The sequence below is a fragment of the Vibrio hangzhouensis genome (genome assembly GCF_900107935.1).
In the GTDB taxonomy this organism is placed as follows: domain Bacteria; phylum Pseudomonadota; class Gammaproteobacteria; order Enterobacterales; family Vibrionaceae; genus Vibrio; species Vibrio hangzhouensis.
The window spans coordinates 1-20,157 of the sequence record NZ_FNVG01000042.1 but is presented as its reverse complement, the minus strand read 5'-3'; the positions used below and the strand labels follow the sequence as shown (position 1 = coordinate 20,157).

Below are 20,157 nucleotides of genomic sequence, written 5' to 3'. Positions count from 1 at the left end.
AAATCACTGCCGCGCCTAGAAGCCAAGTAATTCTCGCTGAACAAGCATCTTGAGGTCACTTGAGTATATTAGGAATGTCTCTCCTTGCCACCGCCAACAGCAAGGGTGTGTAGAGCATAGCAAGAAAAAAGCCCCGGCGAAAACCAGGGCTCAGTGCATGCTTAGAGAGGTTAAGACTTTAACTTATAGATGATACCCGGATTACAGCGCACCATATCAAACTGGTCTGTGAGTCCGGTTAATGATTCAGAAGCGCCCAGCAACAGATAGCCTCCGGGATTGAGACTACGCGCCATTTGATTAAGCACTTTTGACTTCATCTCCGGCGAGAAATAAATCAGTACGTTTCGACAAAAGATAATGTCGAACTTGCCAAGCAATGCGTATGAGTCCATCAGATTCTGAGGACGAAAGTTCACCAAGCGTTTAACGTTGTCCTTCACTTTCATCTTGCCGTTACCGGCTTCTTCAAAAAATACTCGGCGACGCTCTGGGGATAGTCCTCTGCCTAATGCCAAATTATCGTATTCACCAAGGCGACACATATCCAACATAGTGTTGGATATATCGGTTGCGGTGATGGAAACACTGGGCAGCATCCCCGGTTTCCTGTTCTGAGTTTCCAGAACCGTCATCGCCATTGAATATGGCTCCTGACCGGAAGAGCTCGCCGCTGACCAAATTTTAATCGGGCGCTTATTTGCCGCCATCTCTGGTAACAATTTGTCTGCTAACACCGTAAACGGGTAGGTGTCACGAAACCACAGCGTTTCATTGGTTGTCATTGCGTCAACAGCGGCCACTCGCAGCTCTCGGTTACGACCGGATACAACGTCTCTCAATAACTGAGACAGGCAGGTAAGGCCAAATCTGGACACTAACGGACTCAAACGGCTTCGCACCAGATATTGTTTACTGTCACCAAGAACAATGCCGCATTGAGCTTCTAAAAAGCGGCTAAAATCACGATACTCTTGATCGCTAATGGTTATCGCTGTCATTCACTTCTCTATACTACTTTTGAAGGCTTGTTTTATACGCTTATCTCATTCAGTTACAAGCTCTTGTTGTGATTGTCTGACTATTCTGCCAATACGGCCGCTTTAACCGCGCCTCCCAGCTCATCTGGGTTGAACTTAGCAATAAATTCATTGGCACCGACCCGCTCAACCATCGCCTGATTAAAGACACCACTTAGCGAGGTATGCAGGATAATATGAAGATCCTTAAGCTCAGGATGTCGTCTTACTTCAGCGGTTAAGGTATAACCATCCATCTCCGGCATTTCAATGTCTGAGATCAACAAAGAAATCTGGTCATGAATACTACCTTCTGAAGCCATTTCTACCAACCTGTTATAAGCCTCTTTGCCATCTTTAACCAAAATGGACTCAAAACCGATAGAATCAATCGCTCGTTGGACCTGTTTACGGGCAACCGCTGAGTCATCGGCAATCATAATGCGTCTTACCACTGGTTTCTGACTCTTCTGTTCCGCAGCGGCAATTTCAGTCACAATGTTGCTGTTCATTGCTTCCTCGACTGGTGAGATCTCTGCCAGAATCTTCTCGACATCGAGAATTTCAACCAATTCGTTATCGATATTGGTAACCGCAGTTAAGTAGTTGGCCTTCCCCGCGCCTTCGGGTGGCGGCAAGATCGACTCCCAGTGCATATTGATAATGCGCTCGACCGAACTCACCAGGAAGCCCTGGGTACTACGGTTAAATTCAGAGATCACCACAAAGCAGTTATCAATGTCCGTCGTTGGTCTGCCTCCGATAGCCAAGCTCAGGTCAATAACAGAAATGGTCTGACCGCGAATATGAGCCACACCTTTAACCAGATGATGCAGGTTCGGCATACGGGTTAACTTTGGACACTGAAGCACTTCTTTTACTTTGAACACGTTAATACCGTAACGCTGGCGGCCCATCAAACGAAACGTTAGCAATTCCAGTCGATTCTGACCCACTAGCTGCGTTCGTTGATTCACCGAATCCAAGATACCGGTCATAAGTTCTTCTCCATCTCAAACTTTTAAGCGAAAAAAGTGATAGTCTACACAGGCAATGAGGAACCCGAGAAACAGAATGCTGTATATCAAGACATCTTTTTTATGTACATCTAGCCACACATTGAGCCAGTGGCTCAAATGGCCTTCTCTTTTTATCGTCGGGCTGGGGCTATTCTTTAGTGTATTAACGCATGCGGCAACGCCTGAGCAAATAGAAAACATCCAAAAGGCTGCCCAAGCTCATGTTTTAAATACGATTGACCAACCAGTAGGCGGCGAAATTATTGCCACCCCCGGCAACATAGATTCTCGGGTCCATGCAACAGATTGCCCCTCTCCACTAGAAACCTCTTCATCCAGCACACGCAACACCAGCAGCAATGTGACGGTATTGGTGGAATGCCCAGAAGACAATTGGCGTCTTTACGTCCCGGTCAGAATGTCAGTATCGATGCCTCTGGTAACCACATCTCGTCCCCTTTCACGAGGCAGCGTTATTGGCGAACAAGATGTCATGATGACGATGATCGATAAAAATCGTATGAGGCGTCAAGGTTTTACCGAATTTGATCAGGTCATTGGCGCAAAACTGAAGAAAAACCTCAGGCTAGGTGATGTGATAGAGCGCAATGACGTTTGCGTGGTCTGCCGCAATGAGAAAGTAGTAATTCGCGCTGTCAAAGGTGAAATGACCATATCCACCAAAGGTACTGCCCTCTCCGATGGCGCCAATGGAGATTCAGTAAAAGTGAAAAATGATAAGTCTCAGCGTATAATTGAAGGAATTGTCACCGGCGTTGCAGAAATCACCGTAAATTTCTGATTTTTTTCTAAAGTACTTATAACGCTGGTCGATATAGTCGGTACACAGGTAAACTATATAGACACCTAGATAATTAACTAGGTAACAAGAAGGCTAAACTATGGCAGGCATTGATAATATTCGTTCTGGACAGACGCTAACGACAACCAGTCGTGCTCCTGCCCGTTCGGAAGCTAGCAAAGACAGTAGTTCAGCTCAAGTTAGTCAATCATCAGCGAAACAAGATGCGGTCACTCTCAGTCAGGGTGGCAAAGCCATTGGTCAAATGCATCAACAAATGGCGAGTCAACCTAGTTTCGATACTGCAAAAGTGGCCGCCATTAAAGAAGCGATCGCCAACGGCTCCTACACCGTCGACGCCGAAAAACTGGCAGACAACATGATGAAGTTTGAAGACGAACTTGGTGGATTACGATAATTATTCACGATAGGAATTACCATCGTTAAACGGTAGTGCCTCTAACAAATAGGTATTCAAAGTGGCAGCACTCGTCGATCTTATTGACTACCAATTGAAAAATGCGAAAGCATTGTCTTTGTTGTTATCAGAAGAAACCAAGGCAATCGCTGCCCGGGATTCCTCAGAAATAGAGAAACTAGCTAAGCAAAAAATGACCATCATTGGTCAGCTGCAGCAAACCGATCAACGACTGAGTCAGCATCAGGACGTGGCGCGACTCACCGATGAAGCGCCTTTAACACAAAAAGTAGCGGACATTAAATCCATTATTCTCGATTGTCAGCAACTCAATGAGATCAATGGTCAGAGCCTGCAGCGTGCTCAATTGAGCTTCAATAAGCTCAATAACCTGATGCAGCAGAGTCATGGCAAAATTGGCATGACCTACAATGCCGGGGGGCAAACTCACACATTGTCGACGTTGGGCACCAATCTGAAGGCTTAGCGCTTCCCGCTTTGCAAAAGCGACCAATGAATTAAATGCCGGGACGCATGCAGTTCACACCCTAGCCCGCCTTGCGCACACTCTGTTCATTCATTCCTCCAAAATGGGTTGAAACCCTATTCTTACCCAATTGCTTAGACTGGTACAGCGCCATATCAGCGCGTTCTAAGTTGTCCTTTAAGGTGGCACTTTTATCAACATTCGTCACGCCAACCGAGCAGGTTACCGTCAGATAGGAACACAGCTGACTCTCCGACACTTTTCTGCGAATACGCTCAGCAATACAAACGGCTGTCTCCGGGCGTTTTGCTGAGCAGAGCAGGACAAACTCCTCGCCGCCCCAACGCCCGATAACCACATCCTCTCTTAAGTGACGAATCAAAGTACTGGCCAAATTCACCAAAATGGCATCGCCCTTGTTATGGCCGTAGCTATCGTTAATCTGCTTAAAATTGTCGATATCAAGCATAATCAAAAACAAAGGTACATCGCTTTTAAGCTTCTCCGTGTAATGTTCTTGTACGCCTTGTCGATTGTACAGTCCGGTTAACTTGTCCAGTGAAGCCAGCTTTCGGTATTTGTCACGCTCCTCGTTAGCATGGGTCAAACTGTTATCAAGAGTAGACAGTCGACTTTGATTTACTCTTACTGAGCCTTGCAATTCGATTAAGCGGTACACAACATCGACAATCACCGCTAAAACCCATGCAGAAACCAGAATGAATTGCAGCTCCGGCAACGTCAGCCACTTGCCAACAAATTGGACAGAGTGAACTGTGATCTGGCTATTCTTAGGAGCGTGGCTGTCACCCGTTGCAACCTGTATGTCGGTGACGTTATAAATGTGAGCCGAGTGATCTGAGATCTGAGCATGCAGAAATGACCACCACGAAGGTACATAAAAGTTTGAGATGGGCAATGAATAGGTGTGCGTTAACTGGTTGACGGGAATAATAGTCTGAAGGTTTGCTCTCAGCACGGTTTTGCTAGAGGCTGGATCATGCTCTGAATTCAGTAGATAAATGAGTACTGAATCTTTCAGGCCGGACGCTTCTGAATATGATAATTTGATATCAATAGAATGATATCGCGTTAGATCAAGGCCTTCTAGCGCCTGGTGAGAGGTCGGTATAACCACGCTGCAAAACGGAAAGGTATTGGAGCGCTGAGTTTGGCAAGAAAAGCGCACACTATCCTCTTGTTGCACAAAATGACCACGTGAACGGCCGCCATTGATCGCATCATTCATCATGGAGACACCGGGAATGGCAAGATCAACATCATGCTTTATCTCCATCCCTGTATGGTGCCATGCGAGTAATACCAAACTCAAAACCGCCAGAAGAACGTAACCATTCTCCCTTTTAAACAACCTCAACCACCGCACAATATTTCTCTCCTTGAAAGAAAGCGCTTCCTAATATAAGAGTATCTCAGCTCGTTTTTGAATGCTCCAAAAAGCAGCAAGTCTCCCTTAAAATCGTGTGATTAATCACATACATATGGGCAGTATCTTCAAACAGGTATTGTCATAAGCTTACTACAAAAGACAGAATCCCCAGCAAACAAAACATACCAAAATGAACTTAATATTATGTTTTTATGACAATTTAAAGAATCGTTCACTGCATCTCAAAAGCCACAGTTAATAGTGGCAAGGTCATATGAATCATTGCTAGTATCATCTGCTAAACTGTCGATATTATAAAACCTTGCCGCCTAAAAAAACACACGATAATAACTGGACAAAATGAAAGCGCTTACTTTTATTGAAAACAAACCACAAATTCAAGAGCACAGAAAAGATCCTCGTTTTTCCATGCAATTTGCTAAAGGTTACGTTAAAAAGGCCGGAATTTTTTCACACTATATCACCATTAAGGTCGTCGACATTTCTAAAGGGGGAATTGGCATTGAATGTCCTCGCAAGATTGACGTTGGAAGCAGAGTAAAGGTAAGGATTGGCAATAGAAAGTATCAGGGAAGAGTCGTGTTTGGCCGGCAAATAGTGGGCAGGCGTCAACTTCGGATTGGCATTCAGTTTGAAAAAAAACTTGGTATTTCAGATATGCTATTCTTCGGTGCTTCTAAACAAATCGCGCTAGCCTCATCGGAGCCTTTCGTGCGATAAGATGTGGCGGCATGATGTTACCGCCACTTCATCAAGCTTTAGAACAGTGATTGACGTTTCTTCTCGGGGACCCGGCGAATCTCACCGTAATCACGCAAACGGTCCATTTTCTCAATATCTAACAATAATTCGGTCACATAGCTATCGCCGACCTTATAGCTGCGTACAACTTCCGCACCACGAATCACGCCATCAACCGCACCCGATGTCGTCTCGACACCCAAACGCTGATCTTGCAAGTCCGCACGAGCGGAAACTCGAAGGCCGTAAACTTGCTCTGCCAGTTCACGATATGCATCAATTTTAGATGCGCGCATCGCACGAACTTGCTTCTCTTCTTCATTGCGACCCGTCTGCTCGCTGATGCTCGCATATCCGACGGCTGTCAGCGTATTCTGATTCATCGCCGTTATCGGTGTGCAACCTAACATTACGAGCGTAGTCAGTGCGGCAATTAATAATCTCATTTTCCTTTCCTATGGTCGCAAGATCACTGTATGTGGTGTTGTCATTGTTGGGTCTGAACGAATAAGCACGCCATCTTCGGTACGCATCTGGTTCAGCGTATCCAAATCACGGCCAATTCGGTCAGCCGGCAAGAAGCCCTGTGCCGACGCAACGACAATACGTGATTGCATACCCACTACACGTGCATTGACCAACACACCGCCTTCCTGACGCAACATGGTGCCAGTCAGAACAAATTGAATCTGTTGCTGTTGAGCCAAATCTTTCCAATCTCGACTGAATACGAAATCTCCATGACTGGTCACCTGTATCGAGCCTGTGGTTTTATAATCGACAACCTTAAACCCACGTCGCTGCAACTGGTGAATAAACCCTTCGGACACCGAATTACCTAGCCAGTTAGTTGCGTCCATATTTTGCAGATCAACAAAGGATGCCACCGCTATCGGTGTACGAGCGGAGACACTGGTATTCGATTTCACCAGTTCGTCCGTTAGACTTTCAACGAAGTAATCCATCGTATGACGAGGGCTCTCTAACAGCATAAACTTACTACCCGAGTACGATTCTTTACCGTTATAGATTGGTGAGTAGGCACAAGCCGTCAGCGTCAACACTGAAGCCATCAGTAGCCACTTTTTCATTACACACTCTCCAAAAGTTATGAATTGGATGAATTGTTCCACGTTCTTTCAAGGTTGGAACAATCTTTGCTTTTCTCATTCTGTCCTAAATAAGAAAGCCCGCTCCAATATTCGTTATAGATTAGCTAGCAAATATTGTTCCGCATTTGGATTGACTGTATGAAAAAAATCATTTCTTCTCTAATTTCAACGGCATTGGTTACTTTTGGTGCCAGCTCAGCTTACGCTGCGTGGTACGAAGTCACCGGCACGGCGACCATTGTCTCTTCAGAGAAGGCGGCAAGGATCTACGCACTAGAGGATGCGGTATATAAAGCCGTTGATTTCTCTGGCGCCGATATTGGTAGCCTGGCAAACCTCGCACCTTTACTAGAAGACGATAAAAACCAGTACCAGTTCATCGATTCTGAAGTGCGTCATATCGTGATCGACGATAAATACGTAAGCGGCAATCAAATGGTGGTAAAAGCGCGGGTTGATATCTACCCTACGGCAAAGGCTTGCCATAACGAGCAGTATAAAAAGACCATAGGGGTGGCAATGTTCGACATTGTTGACCCTCAACAGGCGGTGATGGGACAAATCTATAAGCTAGGAGAAGATTTTAGTTCAGTCGTGGATAAACAGCTCGCGAATCGCTCATACAGTTTTGTATCAGTCGGCACAACTCGATACGAAATTAACAAGCGTTATCCAGAGCGAATTAAAATGATCGCCGATGATCTCGGCGCCCAATATCTTGTTACCGGTGAGATCCGAGATCTGACCGCTACCATCACCCAGGGCGGATTGTTGACCGATGACGTCATTAATCGCCAGTTTGCTATGGATCTTGCGCTTTTTGACGGCAAAACGGGTCATGAAATTTTCCAGCACACCTATCGTGAAATCGCCAAGTGGCCTTTCGCCAAAACCAGTAAGGTAGACACCAAAAGCGCCCGCTTCTGGACATCGACCTATGGCGAAATGATGCAGCGTCTGAGTCGTAACATCATGCTCGATCTGGAAGCCGAGATTTCATGCAAAATGACCTTACCGGAAGTGGTTGCCTCTTATGGCAACAAGGTGACCATCGACCTTGGTCGTGTTCATGGCGTACAGGCAGGCGATAAACTGCGTCTATGGCACACCGGCTCCTTCATCGACCAGAACGGTTTGCCACGCAACAAAGTATCGCAAAGCGAAATTACTTTAACGGTCTCCCGAGTCTACGAGCGCGAAGCAGAAGCCACAGTGGATCAGCCTAACCTCGCCAACAGCATTCAAATTGGTGATGTAATGAACAAACAGAAATAAATGTGATTCTATAGACTTAACTTACTCAAATAATTGAGTATTATTGATCACACGCTCCCGTGGCACAGCTGGATAGCGCGGCCCCCTCCTAAGGGGCAGGTCACAGGTTCGAATCCTGTCGGGAGCGCCATATTTTTCAAAGAGTTAGTAAAGTATTTTGCTAACTCTTTTTTGTATCTACTGCTTTTGGGCCAGCTAACGGGTCAAGTTATCCAACTCCACACAATGTGCACACGACCTTACTATGCATATTAATTAATATTTAGGACTAAAACTCACTTACATTCAATCACATACTGCTTGAAACATAGAGACAATTGCATATAATTTGCGCAACAGGAAAGCGCTTTCAAACGGTGAGGCTCAGTTTGGAGTTTAAGGAACTATATACACCATCAACTCTTGGCAAAAGTTTAAGTTTAGTTGATGGTGAGTGGATTGGTCATTTTGAGGAATACGTCCTAAAAAGTGCATTTCAACCGATTTTATCAAAATCTCTTGATGCAATAATTGGGTACGAAGGTTTGCTGCGAGTGACAAAAAACGCACTTTCGATAAGCCCCTTAGTTTTCCTTTCTCGATTTGAAAAAAAAACTGAGATAGCCAATATCTGTGGACTATGTGCCAGCTTACACTTACGAAACTTTTCCTTAGCTCAGTTAAAGGGAAAAATATTCCTAAATGCCCACCCAACAATGTTCGCTCGCATTTCAAATAACAGCTCAGCAATAGATCACGCGATTAGGCGTATTCACCTAGAGGGATTGAAACCCGAAAATGTTGTTTGGGAAGTCACAGAGTTTAAAGAAAGCGATGAAGCTCATCTGTTACAAGGCCTATCCGCATTTAAAAGATCTGGAACAAAAATAGCCGTCGATGATTATGGCCAAATGGCTTCAAACGATGCTCGTATAAACTTACTAAAGCCAGACATAATAAAAATAGACAGATCACTAATTCTTGATTTTTGTCATAACAATAATCCATTTTTGATATAATTGACTAATAGTTTGTATAGTCAAGGGGTTGAGATTGTTCTTGAAGGTATTGAAACACAAAAAGAACATAATCTATTGCAAGCTATTCCACATAATTTTGTTCAAGGTTACTTCTACGAAAAGCCAGTTGAAATGAAAAATATCTTACGAGCTGAATAGCCACCGACTCAGTAGACACTAGTTAACCGTTCTTCATTTTACCCGCCATTTTATTCGCCGTTGCCTGTAAGCGAGCCATTTACTTCTTCACTGGGACTGGATGGTGGCTCTGCCTAAAAACTTTGCTCATAAGCAATCGAACAAGGATCGCTTCAACGCCGTATGGGATGCCCTATTCTATCTTGTGATACTTGCGGCGACGCTCAGCGGATTTCTGGTTTCGGAGGCGTTATTACCGCAACTTGGTATGCCAATCGACATATTGCCGGTTTGGTCTGAGTTGCACCATGATCTCGGTAATTTGGTGATGCCTATGCTAGGCGTGCATTTGGCATTGCACTGGCAATGGATCAAGAGTATGACCAAGAAAATGATGCCAAGAGACAAAGCACAGAAAAAGGTAGGTGCACAATGAAATATCTATCGAATCAGTGGAAGCAAAGAACGGCGGTTATCCTGTTGGTTTCCCTTACTCTCTGCGCTGCGATGTGGACCATTGAACTTTCCACATGGGCAGAGGCAATCAACGGCTCCGCAATTGTTCTTGAACACAATGATGGCGAGCAGGCAATATCAGCTTTGACCTTAGTCGCGGTATCCTTTGTCAAGTTAACCGTGCTGACATTAGTGCCCGCGTTCATCAGTTATGGCGTTTTACAATTGATGACAAAATTGAAAAATAGGAAAGTAAAGCCTCGACGCAATGCCAAGTTAACTTAACCAACAATTGGCTACTTTTTCTGTGGGGCAAGTTGACAGGGCGACTCGCTCCCAGCGTTAACTTAGACGCTCATATCCCGCAAATGCTATGTTCGACTGGAATTCGTCAAGTTGGTGGCTTACTGTGTATGTGTGTCCACAAACTTCGTTAATGCATTTAAGCGTATATTCAGTCGAATAAGGGGGATAGGTTTGGCTAGTGTGATCCAAGAATGTAACCGAGAGCTCAAAAAGGTTGTACATTACTATCCCGAAGAACAAAGAACCAGTGTCGATTGCTTGCTCGCACAGTTACTGTGCTGCGAAATATTCCTGATCCAATACCCCGTTCTCAACCACTTCAGAGGCAAAAGTTCCCCCTGGTATCACCTACAGAGTATACGCCATACCCTGATTAATAAGGGCAACGAAGGCAGTATCAATTGCTACCAAGAGCCCATTTTTCAGGGCTGGTCTCTGGAAAAGATCGATGATGCACGCGTTTACGAAAAGCCGATCCCCGATAGGGTACGCAAGGCATATCTGGACTATCAGTTTTTCATCGAAAACCGATCCCAGTTATCAGAGCGCTGACGATACAGACTCAATCTCACTCGTACCGCGATGAGGCCCGACACAAAGACATGATAATTCCAAAACAGATCCCCTGAGTGATCATCGCGGTACCACCATAGCTGAAAAAAGGCAGGGGACTGCCCATGACAGGCAGTAGTCCGCTTACCATCCCGGTATTAATAAACGCGTAGAGGAAGAAGCTGAGCGCCAAGGAGCCACTGACCAGGCGGCTGTAGGTGTGATGACAACGGCAAGCCAGCCAGAGTGCTCGCAGGGTAATAAACAGGTACAACGACAGCAGTAACACACTGCCCAAAAAGCCCCACTCCTCGGCGTAGGCAGAAAATATAAAGTCGGTATGGCTTTCAGGAATAAAGCCAAGAGAGCTTTGAGTGGCATTCATCCAGCCTTTCCCGCTCAATCCCCCCGAACCAATGGCAATATGTGACTGAATGATCTGGTAGCCAGATCCAAGCGGGTCACTCTCCGGATTAAGAAACTGAAGAATGCGCTTTTTCTGATAGGTCTCGATAACAAACAACCACAACAAGGGAATCACAGTCGCCACGGCGGTGGCAAAACCACCTATGATTTTCCAGCTCATCCCGGCAAAATAGAGCACAAACAGCATATATATCACGCCGAAAATCGCGCCATCCAAATCGGGTTGAACAAAAATCAACCCTGTGGGGACGGCCGTCATCAACATAGCACCGAGCAGACGCAGACCCGACGGTGCTTCTCCATCTCTCTGTATATACCAGGCAACCATCATTGGGATGGCTAACTTCACTAGCTCAGAAGGCTGAAATCGAAAGCCAGCAAGGCTCAACCAACGTTGTGAGCCATTGGTACTATCACCGACCAGCACCACTGCCACCAGCAGAGTGATGGTGAGCAAGTACAGATAAGGGGAAATTCTGCGATATTGCTTGGCAGGAATCGAGGCCATAATCAGAAGACACGACATCGAAATAGCACACCGAATCAGATGATTTATCATCACGGCCTGACTGTAGCCGCTCGCGCTCCAAATGGTCAGAGAACTCAAAATCATTAAACAGAGTATGGCCAGCACGATAGCGACATCGAGCTGCGGGGTATAGTACTTTTTCATCATATGACATGGTCGAGCATTGCGCTCTTTCGCCACTCTTTTTTATGGATGGTTGATATTGGAAACATGATAATGGGGTTGCGTAAGCCTACCGCAGACAGTGTCCCTACTAACACCACGACACCGTCTCAAGGGCAAAAACAATGGAAATCTCTTGAGTGGTTATTGCAATCGCAAAGCCTGATATTGAAATCTGCTTATATGTACTGCCAAGTCGACAATAAAGCAATCTTTGTCACCCTGCGACTTCTTCTTCAGTGAGAACTTTGCTGTAATAGTTTTTACACCTGTAAATGAAGAGATAACGCCTATGTTTGAATACAGCGACAAGCTACTGGTTGCCCTAAATAAACTTTTTGAGTCTAACCAAGCCGAGCTTAAACTGGCCTCTAAGTTATTTTCTGAGGCCATCATCAATGACAACATGATTCACATATTGGGTACGGGTCACTCGCACATGGTTGGACTTGAGGGTTTCATTCGTGCAGGGGGACTGGGTAATGTCAACGCGATTCTGGATTCAATGGTGCTAACTTCAGACGGAGCATTAAGAGGCTCTAAGCTCGAAAAACTGGAAGGTTTAGCGCAGATCCTTTGGGAAGAACAAAGCATCAGTGCTAATGATGTGATCATGGTGGTATCCAACTCAGGTCGAAATGCCCTGCCTGTGGAATTTGCTCAGCTCGCCAAGCAGAAAGGCCACCCAGTCATTGCTATCACCTCAGTAGAACAGTCATCCAAATACCCTAGCCGACACCGCTCAGGACTCAAATTGATGGATATTGTGGATATTGTTCTCGACAATCAGGTCCCGAGTGGTGACGGCCTGTGTAAGATTAATAAGCGAGTCACCGGAGCTTTTTCGAGTATCTCTGGAATGGCACTTATCAATACCATTACCACAGAAGCTCAAAAGCTGGCACTGGAGCAGGGTGTAGAGCCTTTGGTTTTCTCAAGTCAAAACATCGATGGGTTTGATAATGACGACGTGTATGCTCACTTTAAGGGTCGACTGAAGGCCATGTAGGCATGGTCGAAAGCACAACGCATGTCCGAACACGGTTGTACTTTCTTCAATTAGAGGTGAGCATGAATACTATCGATTATTGAGGTAGCTCATGCGCGATACCATCATGACAATCAATGCAGGTCTGCCCTTTTTCTGCCATCGTCTGATGCCGTCTCTGGGCACTACGAGACTGATTCTCCATGTCCATACGTTCCACATCATGACAATAGCGACACTGTTTTGAATCGTTTTCTTTAAACTCATGAGTCACTTTATTAAACAGTCTTTCTCGGTGCTCAGATTCAAAGTTCTCCAACGTTATGGTGCCCATCAACTTATGAACAATGTCCGCAGTAGCCGCTATTTTCAGAGTCAATTTAGGGATCGTTTCTCGCGGTACATGGCAATCACTACAAGTCGCAGCAATGACCCCTTTGGTGTTGTGGTAGTGGACAGAAGACTGGTACTCCTCGACTATGGTGTCCATGCCCACATGACAGCCAAAACAGAACTGATTGCTATTCGTGTAGGTCATGGCGCTATCGTACCCGAGGTATAAAAGTGCACCTATTATTAAAGCGAGTATTGTTTTCAATTCGTACCCCTTAAATGGTATTGAACAAACAAATTACTTATTTACTGTACACTTGCGTAATACTCAGCAAGAGAAACCAATTGATCTTCGTTCAACTTTTGAATTTCTCTTAACATTTTTTTATCACCCGGTCTTTTAGCCTCTTTGTATTCTCTAAGTGATGATAAAATATATTCTTTATGTTGACCGGCAAGTATAGAAGCTTCGTCTTCGGGATCACTACCTCCTTTGCTGTGACAGCTATCACACTGCTTCTCATGTATATCTTCACCCTGCTTTGCCATATTTTCATCAAAAGGTTGTGAAGCCTTAACAAATTCAAACTCCGAATAGTATGCAGCTAATTGCTCAACTTGCTCTTCAGTTAGTCCCTCCACAATTGATTTCATGTTACCTGTTTCACTGGTATTACCAGAGACATAGCTCACAGTCTTGGCGGGCCTTCCATCCAGATACTGTAACATTTGATCAGATAAGTTCCACTCAGGAATACCAGCGATTGTTGGTATATCAGATGCTTGGCTCACACCATTTTTTCCATGACAGGAGTCACACTTCGCTATTAATTCCTCATTAGCCTGAGAAGCAAAACTATAATTAAAGGATATGATAAATAAAGGAATTAACTTAAATAATCGCATAATTAGATTTGGAATTTTCATGGCAGACCTCGTTACTGAGTGATTTATTGATCCAAGTCTCAACAACTTAACAGTAGATTAAATTTTTAGATTATTTATTGGCCTCGATCAAGTTTTGTTAAGTAATGTTAAATACAATTAACAATGTAAATAAAGTACCAGAACATTAAATTCACTGCACGCTAGTAATAACACGAATGTGGCTAACAATTTAAGTTAGGTGTTTGTTAACCTTATATTTGTGGCGACTACTAGTAAGGATACGCCATGAAAATATTAAGATTTGTATGGTTGACACTCCTCGCGGTCTCACTTGCCGGATGTAATAGTGGTGGAAGTGATGACCAATCCACTCCCGTATCTGGTGACGCGGTCGTTTTGCTGAGCACGCCAGTTCTGACTGACGACGGAACCTTATCGGTCGAGTTTACCGTCAAAAACGCAAACGGAGAGGCCATGACACTGACCTCCGATCCATCGTTTGGGTTAATGAAACTCATCCAGCGACCAGACAACCCGAATCAGGGTGCAACCACACTGAACAAAACCATGTGGAAAAGTTTTACCTATCGTGAACGAGACGGCACAACCACACCTTACGTGGAGACCACATCCAATCTCGAAACTCTGGCCCCCGGACAATATCGCCATACATTCAGTTTCGATGTGACCTCTGTGGTTGACCCCGCTGACAGTAATAATGCCGTGATTCCCTGGGATGAGAACTTACTGCACCGCATCACCTTCGAGTACAGACTCGAAAGCGGTGACAGATTGAGTGAGGTCATCGACTGGGTGCCAAGCGGCAGCGTGCCCCCTATGACCAGAAACATCCTTGATGGCTCAAGTTGTACGGATTGCCATCAGGACACAGGAATTAAACACGGCAGCCGTAAAGATCCCCGCGTTTGTGTTGCCTGTCATAACAACAGTGTTCCTGAGACCAGTCGCCGTAGCCTCGAGACCATAGTCCATACCGTTCACGGTGATATTTTTGAGTTGATTACCGAAGATGAAAACGGTGACCCTGTTGCGAACGACCCAACTTTGGCCTCTTCTTATGCGTTCGTTGATAAACCCTACCCACAGGATATTCGTAATTGCGATACTTGCCATAAAGCCCCTGTTGCAGGTGTAACAGACGATGCTACGAACTGGATGAAGCAAGATTATGACTCCTGCCAAACATGCCACCAGGTTAGAGATACTCTCGCGAGCGGCGCAGGGTTCTCAGTGCACGCCGGGGAAGCGGGTTCGAACTGGTCTGCCGCCTCTTGTACCAGTTGCCATACCGAAGGGAATCCTGACGGCCTTAATGTCCACGATGTTCATATCGGTCGTTTGAATAAGATACAACAAGCCAGCGACATGCTGTCTATATCGATAGAAAACGCTCGCATCGAAAGCAACAATTATGTTGTCGATGTCAAAGTTGAATTAGACGGTGTGGGCATTAATTCGATCACGGCATTAACTCCGTACCTTGACATCAATACTAATAAAACTACTCCTAGAGTTTACTTACTATTGAACTGGGACAACGGTTCCGGGCCAGAATTAAGCTACGGCACGACTCAGCTTAATATGGTTACCAGTGACGGAACGAGTGATAACTGCTCACCACAAGGTAATGGCCTGTTTGTCTGTACCCAAGATATTTCGGGTTATGCTAAACAACCTGATGCCAACTCGAAACTCACCGTTTCAGTAGCTGAAGTGATGTTATGTGCTGACCGACGTGCGGGCGTGTTAAAAGCATGCGCTGACTTAACCAATGAAAAGCCAGACTATATTCCTTGGAGAGTTGCAGCCAAGAATTCGAAAGGCGCATTTGACTTCGGTGGCATCGCCATTTCCCATGCACTGCCAGTGGGGGCAGATGTGGAATCTTGTACCAACTGCCACAAAGACTTCACCATCCATGAAACCCGCCACGGTGCAACGGACTTACAACAGTGTGTCAACTGTCATAACTCCGAGCGTGCTGCGTTTTACGCCGGGTTCCCTGCCGACCTGAAATATCACGTGCACTCCTATCACACCTTTGGCTCTCACCGTGATGGTTCTCCAACCTATCCCGGCGACAGCAACAACTGTGAAGGATGTCATACACGCGACCAATACAACCTGCCAAATCAGCAGAATGCGCGTCCTTCATTGGCCACATCGAATGGCGAAGCGAAGTGGTTCAGTGCTGCGTTGGTTACCTGCGGTGCATGTCACGTCGGTATCGAGAATGAGGATGGTTCACAACAGGCTCTTGGAGATGCAGATGTGGACACCTTCCCACTCGACCATATGATTCGTAACGGCGCCGTATTCGCAGCAGATACTGCAGAAGAGGCAACGGGCACAGAACAATGTGCGTCCTGTCATGCTGTGGGTATGCTAAAGGGTGTGGATAGCGTTCACAACGTCTACGACTATCGTTAATCATCTGACAGCGGTCCGGGTTATTACCGGGCCGCTGTTTTCTGCAGCTAAGGAGCAGTGAATGGATTGGGCAATTAACCGGTGGTTCAGTGTCTTGTTTTTGGCTTTGGTCAGCTTTGCCACTTCAGCTTACGCCGAAGACTCAGATCCCAGACAGGAGGTCGAGTCGCAGCTCGTCGAGAAATTTTCTGACGGAAAATACTCTCGGAGAGGGGCGAATGAGTGCCTTCGTTGTCATGACGATGAATCTGAGCACTCAGCCATGGGAATATTTGACAATGTTCACGGTAATGTCCGCCACCCAGAAAGTCCGATGAATACCAACCAATGTGAAGCCTGCCATGGACCTCTTGGTAACCACGCACGTAGACCCAGAGGCGATAACCAGAGAGAGCCCATGATCACCTTTGGTGACCTTTCTCCAGTGAGTGCCGAAAAACAGAACAGTGTCTGCCTGTCCTGTCATACTGACTCCGGGCGGGCAGCATGGCACAGCAGCGAGCACGCCTTTGAAGATCTTTCTTGTTCAAGTTGTCACAAAGTGCACCAAAAAGAAGACCCTATGATGGTCGCTGAGTTACAGACCGATGTCTGTACTGACTGTCATGTTCGCACAAAATCGGATCTTCACAAACGGACCAGCCACCCTATATTGAACGGCGATTTGCAATGTTCGAGCTGTCACGACGCACATCAGACCGTTAACGAATACAGCTTAAAGTGGCGTTCTATCAACGACAGTTGTTACGAGTGCCACGCCGAGAAACGCGGACCTAACCTCTGGGAACATGAACCGGTAACCGAAGATTGCAGCCTGTGCCATAACCCACACGGGTCGATCAATCAGGCTCTGCTCATCAAACGTCCTCCACAACTCTGTCAGGATTGTCATAGAGTGCCGCATGCCAATGTAGACATTCCCGAAGGCGATCTGCGCGTGAGAGGCGGGAGTTGTATGAACTGTCATAATCAAGTTCACGGGAGCAATCATCCCCGTGGCCGAGTTTTGAGTAATTAGGAGGGGGTATGAAGCTTTCACCTTTGTGGCTTGCCATCTGTGCAGCCCTTGCTCTACCTGCTTGGGGTGCTGAGAGTTTCTCTGCTCAGAACGCTAAGCAAGCCGACACCAGTCGCTGGGGCTGTGATGTCTGTGAAACGATTCCCGATCGCACGGCTAACGTCAATCTGGGCGTTGGCTATGTCGATAACGGTGGTAGCCCACGGTTTAACAATTGGGTTCCCATAGGAAGAGATCAAGGTGCCGTCGCCGCGCTCAATGGTGACGTTGCTAACCAGGATGAATCTGGAAATTACCAGCTATTTGAAGTCCGTAACCTCGGGTTCGAGCGGTTTTTGCTGCGTGGTGAAATCGGAAACTATCAGGGCGTTCAGTTAGGGCTATCCTACAGCGAACATCCTTACTACTGGAATAATAATAGTCTGACGCCCTACACAGGCAGCAACAACGTTCAGGTACTGGACTCAGATTTTCGCAACTTCGAGAAGTCCGTTAAACGCAAAGTGTTAGGGTTGAATCTCAGTTACGAGCCGGACTCTCCATGGACGCCTTACGCCGACATGAAACTCGAACAAAAACAAGGTACACAAGCGTCTTACATCAGCTTTATCCCAGGTTTTGGTTATGCGCCCAGTTATCTCGCTAAACCCATTGATCAACAAACCCTGAATAGTCAGGCTGGCATCAAATACCGGCAGCAGGACTGGGGAGCGGAAATCACCTATCGCGGCTCTGTATTCAGAAATGATCACAGCGTTCTTTATTACGGTGAAACAGGCAATGTATACGGTAATCAGCAATCCTATGAACCAGACAACGATTTTCATCAGCTGAGTCTGTTGGGCGACTATCGAGCCGACACCCAGTCGCTAAACAGTCGACTACAGTGGTCACAATCAACCTCTGACGCAGGGCTCACGCAGTACCCTCAAGCCCCAATAATGCAAAATAACTTCAAGGGTAAGGTCAACACCTGGAGCTTTGATGCAAACTACCTCAATCGGTTGAGTAACAAGTCCACACTTAAGGTTAAACTGGACTATCTGGATCGTGACGACAAATCCGATACTAACGCCCTGGTTGGCATTCAGCGTGTCGATTACGACCGTAGTCAAGGCAAAGCGCTGGTCGTTTTAAACCATAAACTCAGTCGCTCTTTAAGGTTAGACGGGGGTTATGAGTATCGTCGGGACAAACGACAATACGCAGACCGAGAAATGACGCAGAATAACCAAGTGTATTTTGGGGCGCGCTATCGACCTGTGGGTGACTGGCAACTGGGAGCTAAACTGCTTTACGATATCCGCTCAGGCTCAAATTGGTCCTACGCATCCAGTTCTCCGAATTTGCGAAAATTCTACCTGGCAGACAGAGACCGACTGGAATCAAGAGTCGATGCCAGTTACGACCTGACACAAACCTGGCAAATTACACTCGATGCCTGGTTGGCCAACGAGAGGTACCCTAAACCGGACATTGGCACCAGCTTTGCCAGCGATATGGGATATGATCTTGGCGTGAACTGGGTACTCTTAGGTACCACCACAGGCTATGCCTACCTCAATCAACAGCGGATTCAATCTGAGCAGCAGCATGCGAACAGCAGCGCTAGCGACTACGCCAGATTCCAGTCAGAGCTGACGGATGATATCACCACCATTGGTGTCGGTATTGCCGACGATACCCTGCTGGAATCAAAGTTACGTTTGTCGTTCGATTACAGCTACAGTGATGGCCGCGGTAGAACAGAGACCAATGGCGGTGGTTATCAATATCCCGACAACGATGCCACCTCACATAGGGCCGAAATTCAGGGCCGATATCAACTAACAGAACAGCAAACCTTACATCTGGATATGCGCTACGAGCGCTTCTCAGAGTTTGATTACCTCTATAGTCAGGATCAGGCCACTATGGGAGACATTAATCAGAGCTACAATGGCTACTTTGCTTTCGTTGGTTGGGGATATCGCTTCTAAATCCTAAGTCTGGAGAAGAGATCACTTCAAATTACTGATACTAAACAACAAATTACAAGACTTGACGATAGAGTTATGTAAAATGACCTTACCCTAGATGTAAGTTAGCAATGAGACTGACACACAATTGGGCTATCAGAATAACAATGTAATAAGGTATCAGTATGAATCGAGTCATTCATGTGCCCGCTCACTTTTGCGAAGTGGGCAAGCATGAGACTGTCGACTACAGTGACGAGCCTGTTTGGACCAAAACCGGCTATTCCAAGTCTGTCGTTGACAGTGTGCGCCTCACCGAGGATCTGCAAAAAGCAGTGGAAACCCTGAATCAAGATGGGTTTGAGGTAATCTCCATTACGCCAATTACCAGTGGCGACTACGACTTTAAGGCTTTACTAGAACCTGGGGGTCGTGGCGATAACGGGTATGGCGGTTATGGTTACGGTTATGGATACAGCTACACACAAGGGCTCATTGTCACTGCTCGCCAGGTTTCTGTTGCAGAGCGCCCGACACCAAAACCTTATTAATCTCAACTGAATCTCTACAAGCTCGCAATGAAGCGGGCTTTATGATCACCTCTCATCACAAACCTATACTCAAGTGACCTCAAGATGCAGGACTCAGAGCTTCATCAAGGTGTTCAGTT

At 46.1% G+C, this 20,157-nt stretch carries 23 protein-coding genes and 1 tRNA gene; 16 read left to right on the top strand and 8 right to left on the bottom strand.

Features of this window, described 5'->3' with window-relative positions; all coding sequences use genetic code 11:
- Positions 1 to 170: 170 nt before the first annotated feature.
- Positions 171 to 1,001 carry a protein-glutamate O-methyltransferase gene (locus C4S60_RS22525; RefSeq protein WP_103882676.1) on the bottom strand — a complete coding sequence of 277 codons (831 nt, stop codon included), beginning with the start codon at positions 999 to 1,001 and terminating at the stop codon, positions 171 to 173.
- Between the two features lie 80 nt (positions 1,002 to 1,081).
- Complete coding sequence (locus C4S60_RS22520; protein ID WP_103882674.1) at positions 1,082 to 2,017, bottom strand: chemotaxis protein CheV; 936 nt, start codon at positions 2,015 to 2,017, stop codon at positions 1,082 to 1,084.
- 76 nt (positions 2,018 to 2,093) lie between these two features.
- Here C4S60_RS22520 and flgA point away from each other — a divergent pair, with 76 nt between their 5' ends.
- The 3 genes from flgA to C4S60_RS22505 all read left to right on the top strand — a co-directional run bounded on the left by flgA (position 2,094) and on the right by C4S60_RS22505 (position 3,745).
- Positions 2,094 to 2,840 carry a flagellar basal body P-ring formation chaperone FlgA gene (gene flgA, locus C4S60_RS22515; RefSeq protein WP_103882672.1) on the top strand — a complete coding sequence of 249 codons (747 nt, stop codon included), beginning with the start codon at positions 2,094 to 2,096 and terminating at the stop codon, positions 2,838 to 2,840.
- Positions 2,841 to 2,940: 100 nt separating this feature from the next.
- Positions 2,941 to 3,258: a flagellar biosynthesis anti-sigma factor FlgM gene (gene flgM, locus C4S60_RS22510; protein WP_103882670.1), complete on the top strand. Its 318-nt coding sequence runs from the start codon at positions 2,941 to 2,943 to the stop codon at positions 3,256 to 3,258.
- Between the two features lie 61 nt (positions 3,259 to 3,319).
- Entirely contained in the window at positions 3,320 to 3,745 is a 426-nt protein-coding gene (locus C4S60_RS22505) for a flagella synthesis protein FlgN (RefSeq protein WP_103882668.1), read from the top strand.
- A 61-nt stretch (positions 3,746 to 3,806) separates the two neighbouring features.
- Here the strand turns inward: C4S60_RS22505 and C4S60_RS22500 are convergent, their stop codons facing one another.
- Entirely contained in the window at positions 3,807 to 5,132 is a 1,326-nt protein-coding gene (locus C4S60_RS22500; RefSeq protein WP_146060895.1) for a GGDEF domain-containing protein, read from the bottom strand.
- A 363-nt stretch (positions 5,133 to 5,495) separates the two neighbouring features.
- Here C4S60_RS22500 and C4S60_RS22495 point away from each other — a divergent pair, with 363 nt between their 5' ends.
- Positions 5,496 to 5,876, top strand: a complete 381-nt coding sequence (locus C4S60_RS22495) for a PilZ domain-containing protein (protein ID WP_103882664.1) — start codon at positions 5,496 to 5,498, stop codon at positions 5,874 to 5,876.
- A gap of 38 nt (positions 5,877 to 5,914) precedes the next feature.
- Here C4S60_RS22495 and C4S60_RS22490 read toward each other — a convergent pair whose 3' ends face one another.
- Together C4S60_RS22490 and C4S60_RS22485 are read right to left on the bottom strand one after the other, a co-directional pair.
- On the bottom strand, positions 5,915 to 6,343 hold the full coding sequence (locus tag C4S60_RS22490; protein ID WP_103882662.1) for an LPP20 family lipoprotein: 429 nt from the start codon (positions 6,341 to 6,343) through the stop codon (positions 5,915 to 5,917).
- Positions 6,344 to 6,352: 9 nt separating this feature from the next.
- Positions 6,353 to 6,988 (bottom strand): FlgO family outer membrane protein, encoded by a 636-nt coding sequence (locus C4S60_RS22485; protein ID WP_103882660.1) that lies wholly within the window; start codon positions 6,986 to 6,988, stop codon positions 6,353 to 6,355.
- 159 nt (positions 6,989 to 7,147) lie between these two features.
- Between C4S60_RS22485 and C4S60_RS22480 the strand changes: the two genes are divergently transcribed.
- From C4S60_RS22480 to C4S60_RS22455, 6 genes are all read left to right on the top strand, one after another.
- On the top strand, positions 7,148 to 8,284 hold the full coding sequence (locus C4S60_RS22480; protein WP_103882659.1) for a flagellar assembly protein FlgT: 1,137 nt from the start codon (positions 7,148 to 7,150) through the stop codon (positions 8,282 to 8,284).
- A gap of 53 nt (positions 8,285 to 8,337) precedes the next feature.
- Positions 8,338 to 8,414: transfer RNA gene (locus tag C4S60_RS22475), tRNA-Arg, on the top strand.
- A 238-nt stretch (positions 8,415 to 8,652) separates the two neighbouring features.
- Complete coding sequence (locus C4S60_RS22470; RefSeq protein WP_160111397.1) at positions 8,653 to 9,282, top strand: EAL domain-containing protein; 630 nt, start codon at positions 8,653 to 8,655, stop codon at positions 9,280 to 9,282.
- Positions 9,283 to 9,541: 259 nt separating this feature from the next.
- On the top strand, positions 9,542 to 9,856 hold the full coding sequence (locus C4S60_RS22465; RefSeq protein ID WP_103882655.1) for a DUF4405 domain-containing protein: 315 nt from the start codon (positions 9,542 to 9,544) through the stop codon (positions 9,854 to 9,856).
- The gene (locus C4S60_RS22460; protein WP_103882652.1) at positions 9,853 to 10,161 is read left to right on the top strand and encodes a hypothetical protein; all 309 of its coding nucleotides are present in this window, start codon (positions 9,853 to 9,855) and stop codon (positions 10,159 to 10,161) included. The genes C4S60_RS22465 and C4S60_RS22460 overlap by 4 nt, the downstream gene beginning before the upstream one ends.
- A 192-nt stretch (positions 10,162 to 10,353) precedes the next feature.
- Positions 10,354 to 10,734, top strand: coding sequence for a hypothetical protein (locus tag C4S60_RS22455; RefSeq protein WP_103882650.1), 381 nt, complete (start codon positions 10,354 to 10,356; stop codon positions 10,732 to 10,734).
- Positions 10,735 to 10,750: 16 nt separating this feature from the next.
- On the opposite strand, the gene rodA is transcribed toward C4S60_RS22455, so the two are convergent.
- The gene (gene rodA / locus C4S60_RS22450; protein ID WP_103882678.1) at positions 10,751 to 11,833 is read right to left on the bottom strand and encodes a rod shape-determining protein RodA; all 1,083 of its coding nucleotides are present in this window, start codon (positions 11,831 to 11,833) and stop codon (positions 10,751 to 10,753) included.
- Positions 11,834 to 11,905: 72 nt separating this feature from the next.
- Between rodA and C4S60_RS22445 the strand changes: the two genes are divergently transcribed.
- Together C4S60_RS22445 and C4S60_RS22440 are read left to right on the top strand one after the other, a co-directional pair.
- On the top strand, positions 11,906 to 12,094 hold the full coding sequence (locus C4S60_RS22445) for a hypothetical protein (protein WP_146060893.1): 189 nt from the start codon (positions 11,906 to 11,908) through the stop codon (positions 12,092 to 12,094).
- A gap of 49 nt (positions 12,095 to 12,143) precedes the next feature.
- A complete protein-coding gene (locus C4S60_RS22440; RefSeq protein ID WP_103882646.1) occupies positions 12,144 to 12,860 on the top strand; it encodes a sugar isomerase domain-containing protein in 717 nt (238 codons plus the stop codon).
- A 76-nt stretch (positions 12,861 to 12,936) separates the two neighbouring features.
- On the opposite strand, the gene C4S60_RS22435 is transcribed toward C4S60_RS22440, so the two are convergent.
- Both C4S60_RS22435 and C4S60_RS22430 read right to left on the bottom strand, forming a co-directional pair.
- Positions 12,937 to 13,437 carry a NapC/NirT family cytochrome c gene (locus C4S60_RS22435; protein WP_279626965.1) on the bottom strand — a complete coding sequence of 167 codons (501 nt, stop codon included), beginning with the start codon at positions 13,435 to 13,437 and terminating at the stop codon, positions 12,937 to 12,939.
- Between the two features lie 41 nt (positions 13,438 to 13,478).
- The gene (locus C4S60_RS22430; RefSeq protein WP_103882642.1) at positions 13,479 to 14,099 is read right to left on the bottom strand and encodes a c-type cytochrome; all 621 of its coding nucleotides are present in this window, start codon (positions 14,097 to 14,099) and stop codon (positions 13,479 to 13,481) included.
- A gap of 246 nt (positions 14,100 to 14,345) precedes the next feature.
- Between C4S60_RS22430 and C4S60_RS22425 the strand changes: the two genes are divergently transcribed.
- The 4 genes from C4S60_RS22425 to C4S60_RS22410 all read left to right on the top strand — a co-directional run bounded on the left by C4S60_RS22425 (position 14,346) and on the right by C4S60_RS22410 (position 20,038).
- Entirely contained in the window at positions 14,346 to 16,511 is a 2,166-nt protein-coding gene (locus C4S60_RS22425; protein ID WP_103882640.1) for an OmcA/MtrC family decaheme c-type cytochrome, read from the top strand.
- Positions 16,512 to 16,572: 61 nt separating this feature from the next.
- Positions 16,573 to 17,529 (top strand): DmsE family decaheme c-type cytochrome, encoded by a 957-nt coding sequence (locus C4S60_RS22420; RefSeq protein ID WP_103882638.1) that lies wholly within the window; start codon positions 16,573 to 16,575, stop codon positions 17,527 to 17,529.
- Between the two features lie 8 nt (positions 17,530 to 17,537).
- The gene (locus C4S60_RS22415) at positions 17,538 to 19,508 is read left to right on the top strand and encodes an MtrB/PioB family decaheme-associated outer membrane protein (protein WP_103882637.1); all 1,971 of its coding nucleotides are present in this window, start codon (positions 17,538 to 17,540) and stop codon (positions 19,506 to 19,508) included.
- Positions 19,509 to 19,672: 164 nt separating this feature from the next.
- Entirely contained in the window at positions 19,673 to 20,038 is a 366-nt protein-coding gene (locus tag C4S60_RS22410) for a hypothetical protein (protein ID WP_103882635.1), read from the top strand.
- Positions 20,039 to 20,157 lie beyond the last annotated feature (119 nt).

Coding starts and splice junctions, on each gene's coding strand:
- C4S60_RS22525 (WP_103882676.1), bottom strand. CDS start 1,001: ATGACAGCGATAACCATTAGCGATCAAGAGTATCGTGATTTTAGCCGC.
- C4S60_RS22520 (WP_103882674.1), bottom strand. CDS start 2,017: ATGACCGGTATCTTGGATTCGGTGAATCAACGAACGCAGCTAGTGGGT.
- flgA (WP_103882672.1), top strand. CDS start 2,094: ATGCTGTATATCAAGACATCTTTTTTATGTACATCTAGCCACACATTG.
- flgM (WP_103882670.1), top strand. CDS start 2,941: ATGGCAGGCATTGATAATATTCGTTCTGGACAGACGCTAACGACAACC.
- C4S60_RS22495 (WP_103882664.1), top strand. CDS start 5,496: ATGAAAGCGCTTACTTTTATTGAAAACAAACCACAAATTCAAGAGCAC.
- C4S60_RS22490 (WP_103882662.1), bottom strand. CDS start 6,343: ATGAGATTATTAATTGCCGCACTGACTACGCTCGTAATGTTAGGTTGC.
- C4S60_RS22485 (WP_103882660.1), bottom strand. CDS start 6,988: ATGAAAAAGTGGCTACTGATGGCTTCAGTGTTGACGCTGACGGCTTGT.
- C4S60_RS22480 (WP_103882659.1), top strand. CDS start 7,148: ATGAAAAAAATCATTTCTTCTCTAATTTCAACGGCATTGGTTACTTTT.
- C4S60_RS22465 (WP_103882655.1), top strand. CDS start 9,542: ATGGTGGCTCTGCCTAAAAACTTTGCTCATAAGCAATCGAACAAGGAT.
- C4S60_RS22460 (WP_103882652.1), top strand. CDS start 9,853: ATGAAATATCTATCGAATCAGTGGAAGCAAAGAACGGCGGTTATCCTG.
- rodA (WP_103882678.1), bottom strand. CDS start 11,833: ATGAAAAAGTACTATACCCCGCAGCTCGATGTCGCTATCGTGCTGGCC.
- C4S60_RS22445 (WP_146060893.1), top strand. CDS start 11,906: ATGGGGTTGCGTAAGCCTACCGCAGACAGTGTCCCTACTAACACCACG.
- C4S60_RS22440 (WP_103882646.1), top strand. CDS start 12,144: ATGTTTGAATACAGCGACAAGCTACTGGTTGCCCTAAATAAACTTTTT.
- C4S60_RS22430 (WP_103882642.1), bottom strand. CDS start 14,099: ATGAAAATTCCAAATCTAATTATGCGATTATTTAAGTTAATTCCTTTA.
- C4S60_RS22425 (WP_103882640.1), top strand. CDS start 14,346: ATGAAAATATTAAGATTTGTATGGTTGACACTCCTCGCGGTCTCACTT.
- C4S60_RS22420 (WP_103882638.1), top strand. CDS start 16,573: ATGGATTGGGCAATTAACCGGTGGTTCAGTGTCTTGTTTTTGGCTTTG.
- C4S60_RS22415 (WP_103882637.1), top strand. CDS start 17,538: ATGAAGCTTTCACCTTTGTGGCTTGCCATCTGTGCAGCCCTTGCTCTA.
- C4S60_RS22410 (WP_103882635.1), top strand. CDS start 19,673: ATGAATCGAGTCATTCATGTGCCCGCTCACTTTTGCGAAGTGGGCAAG.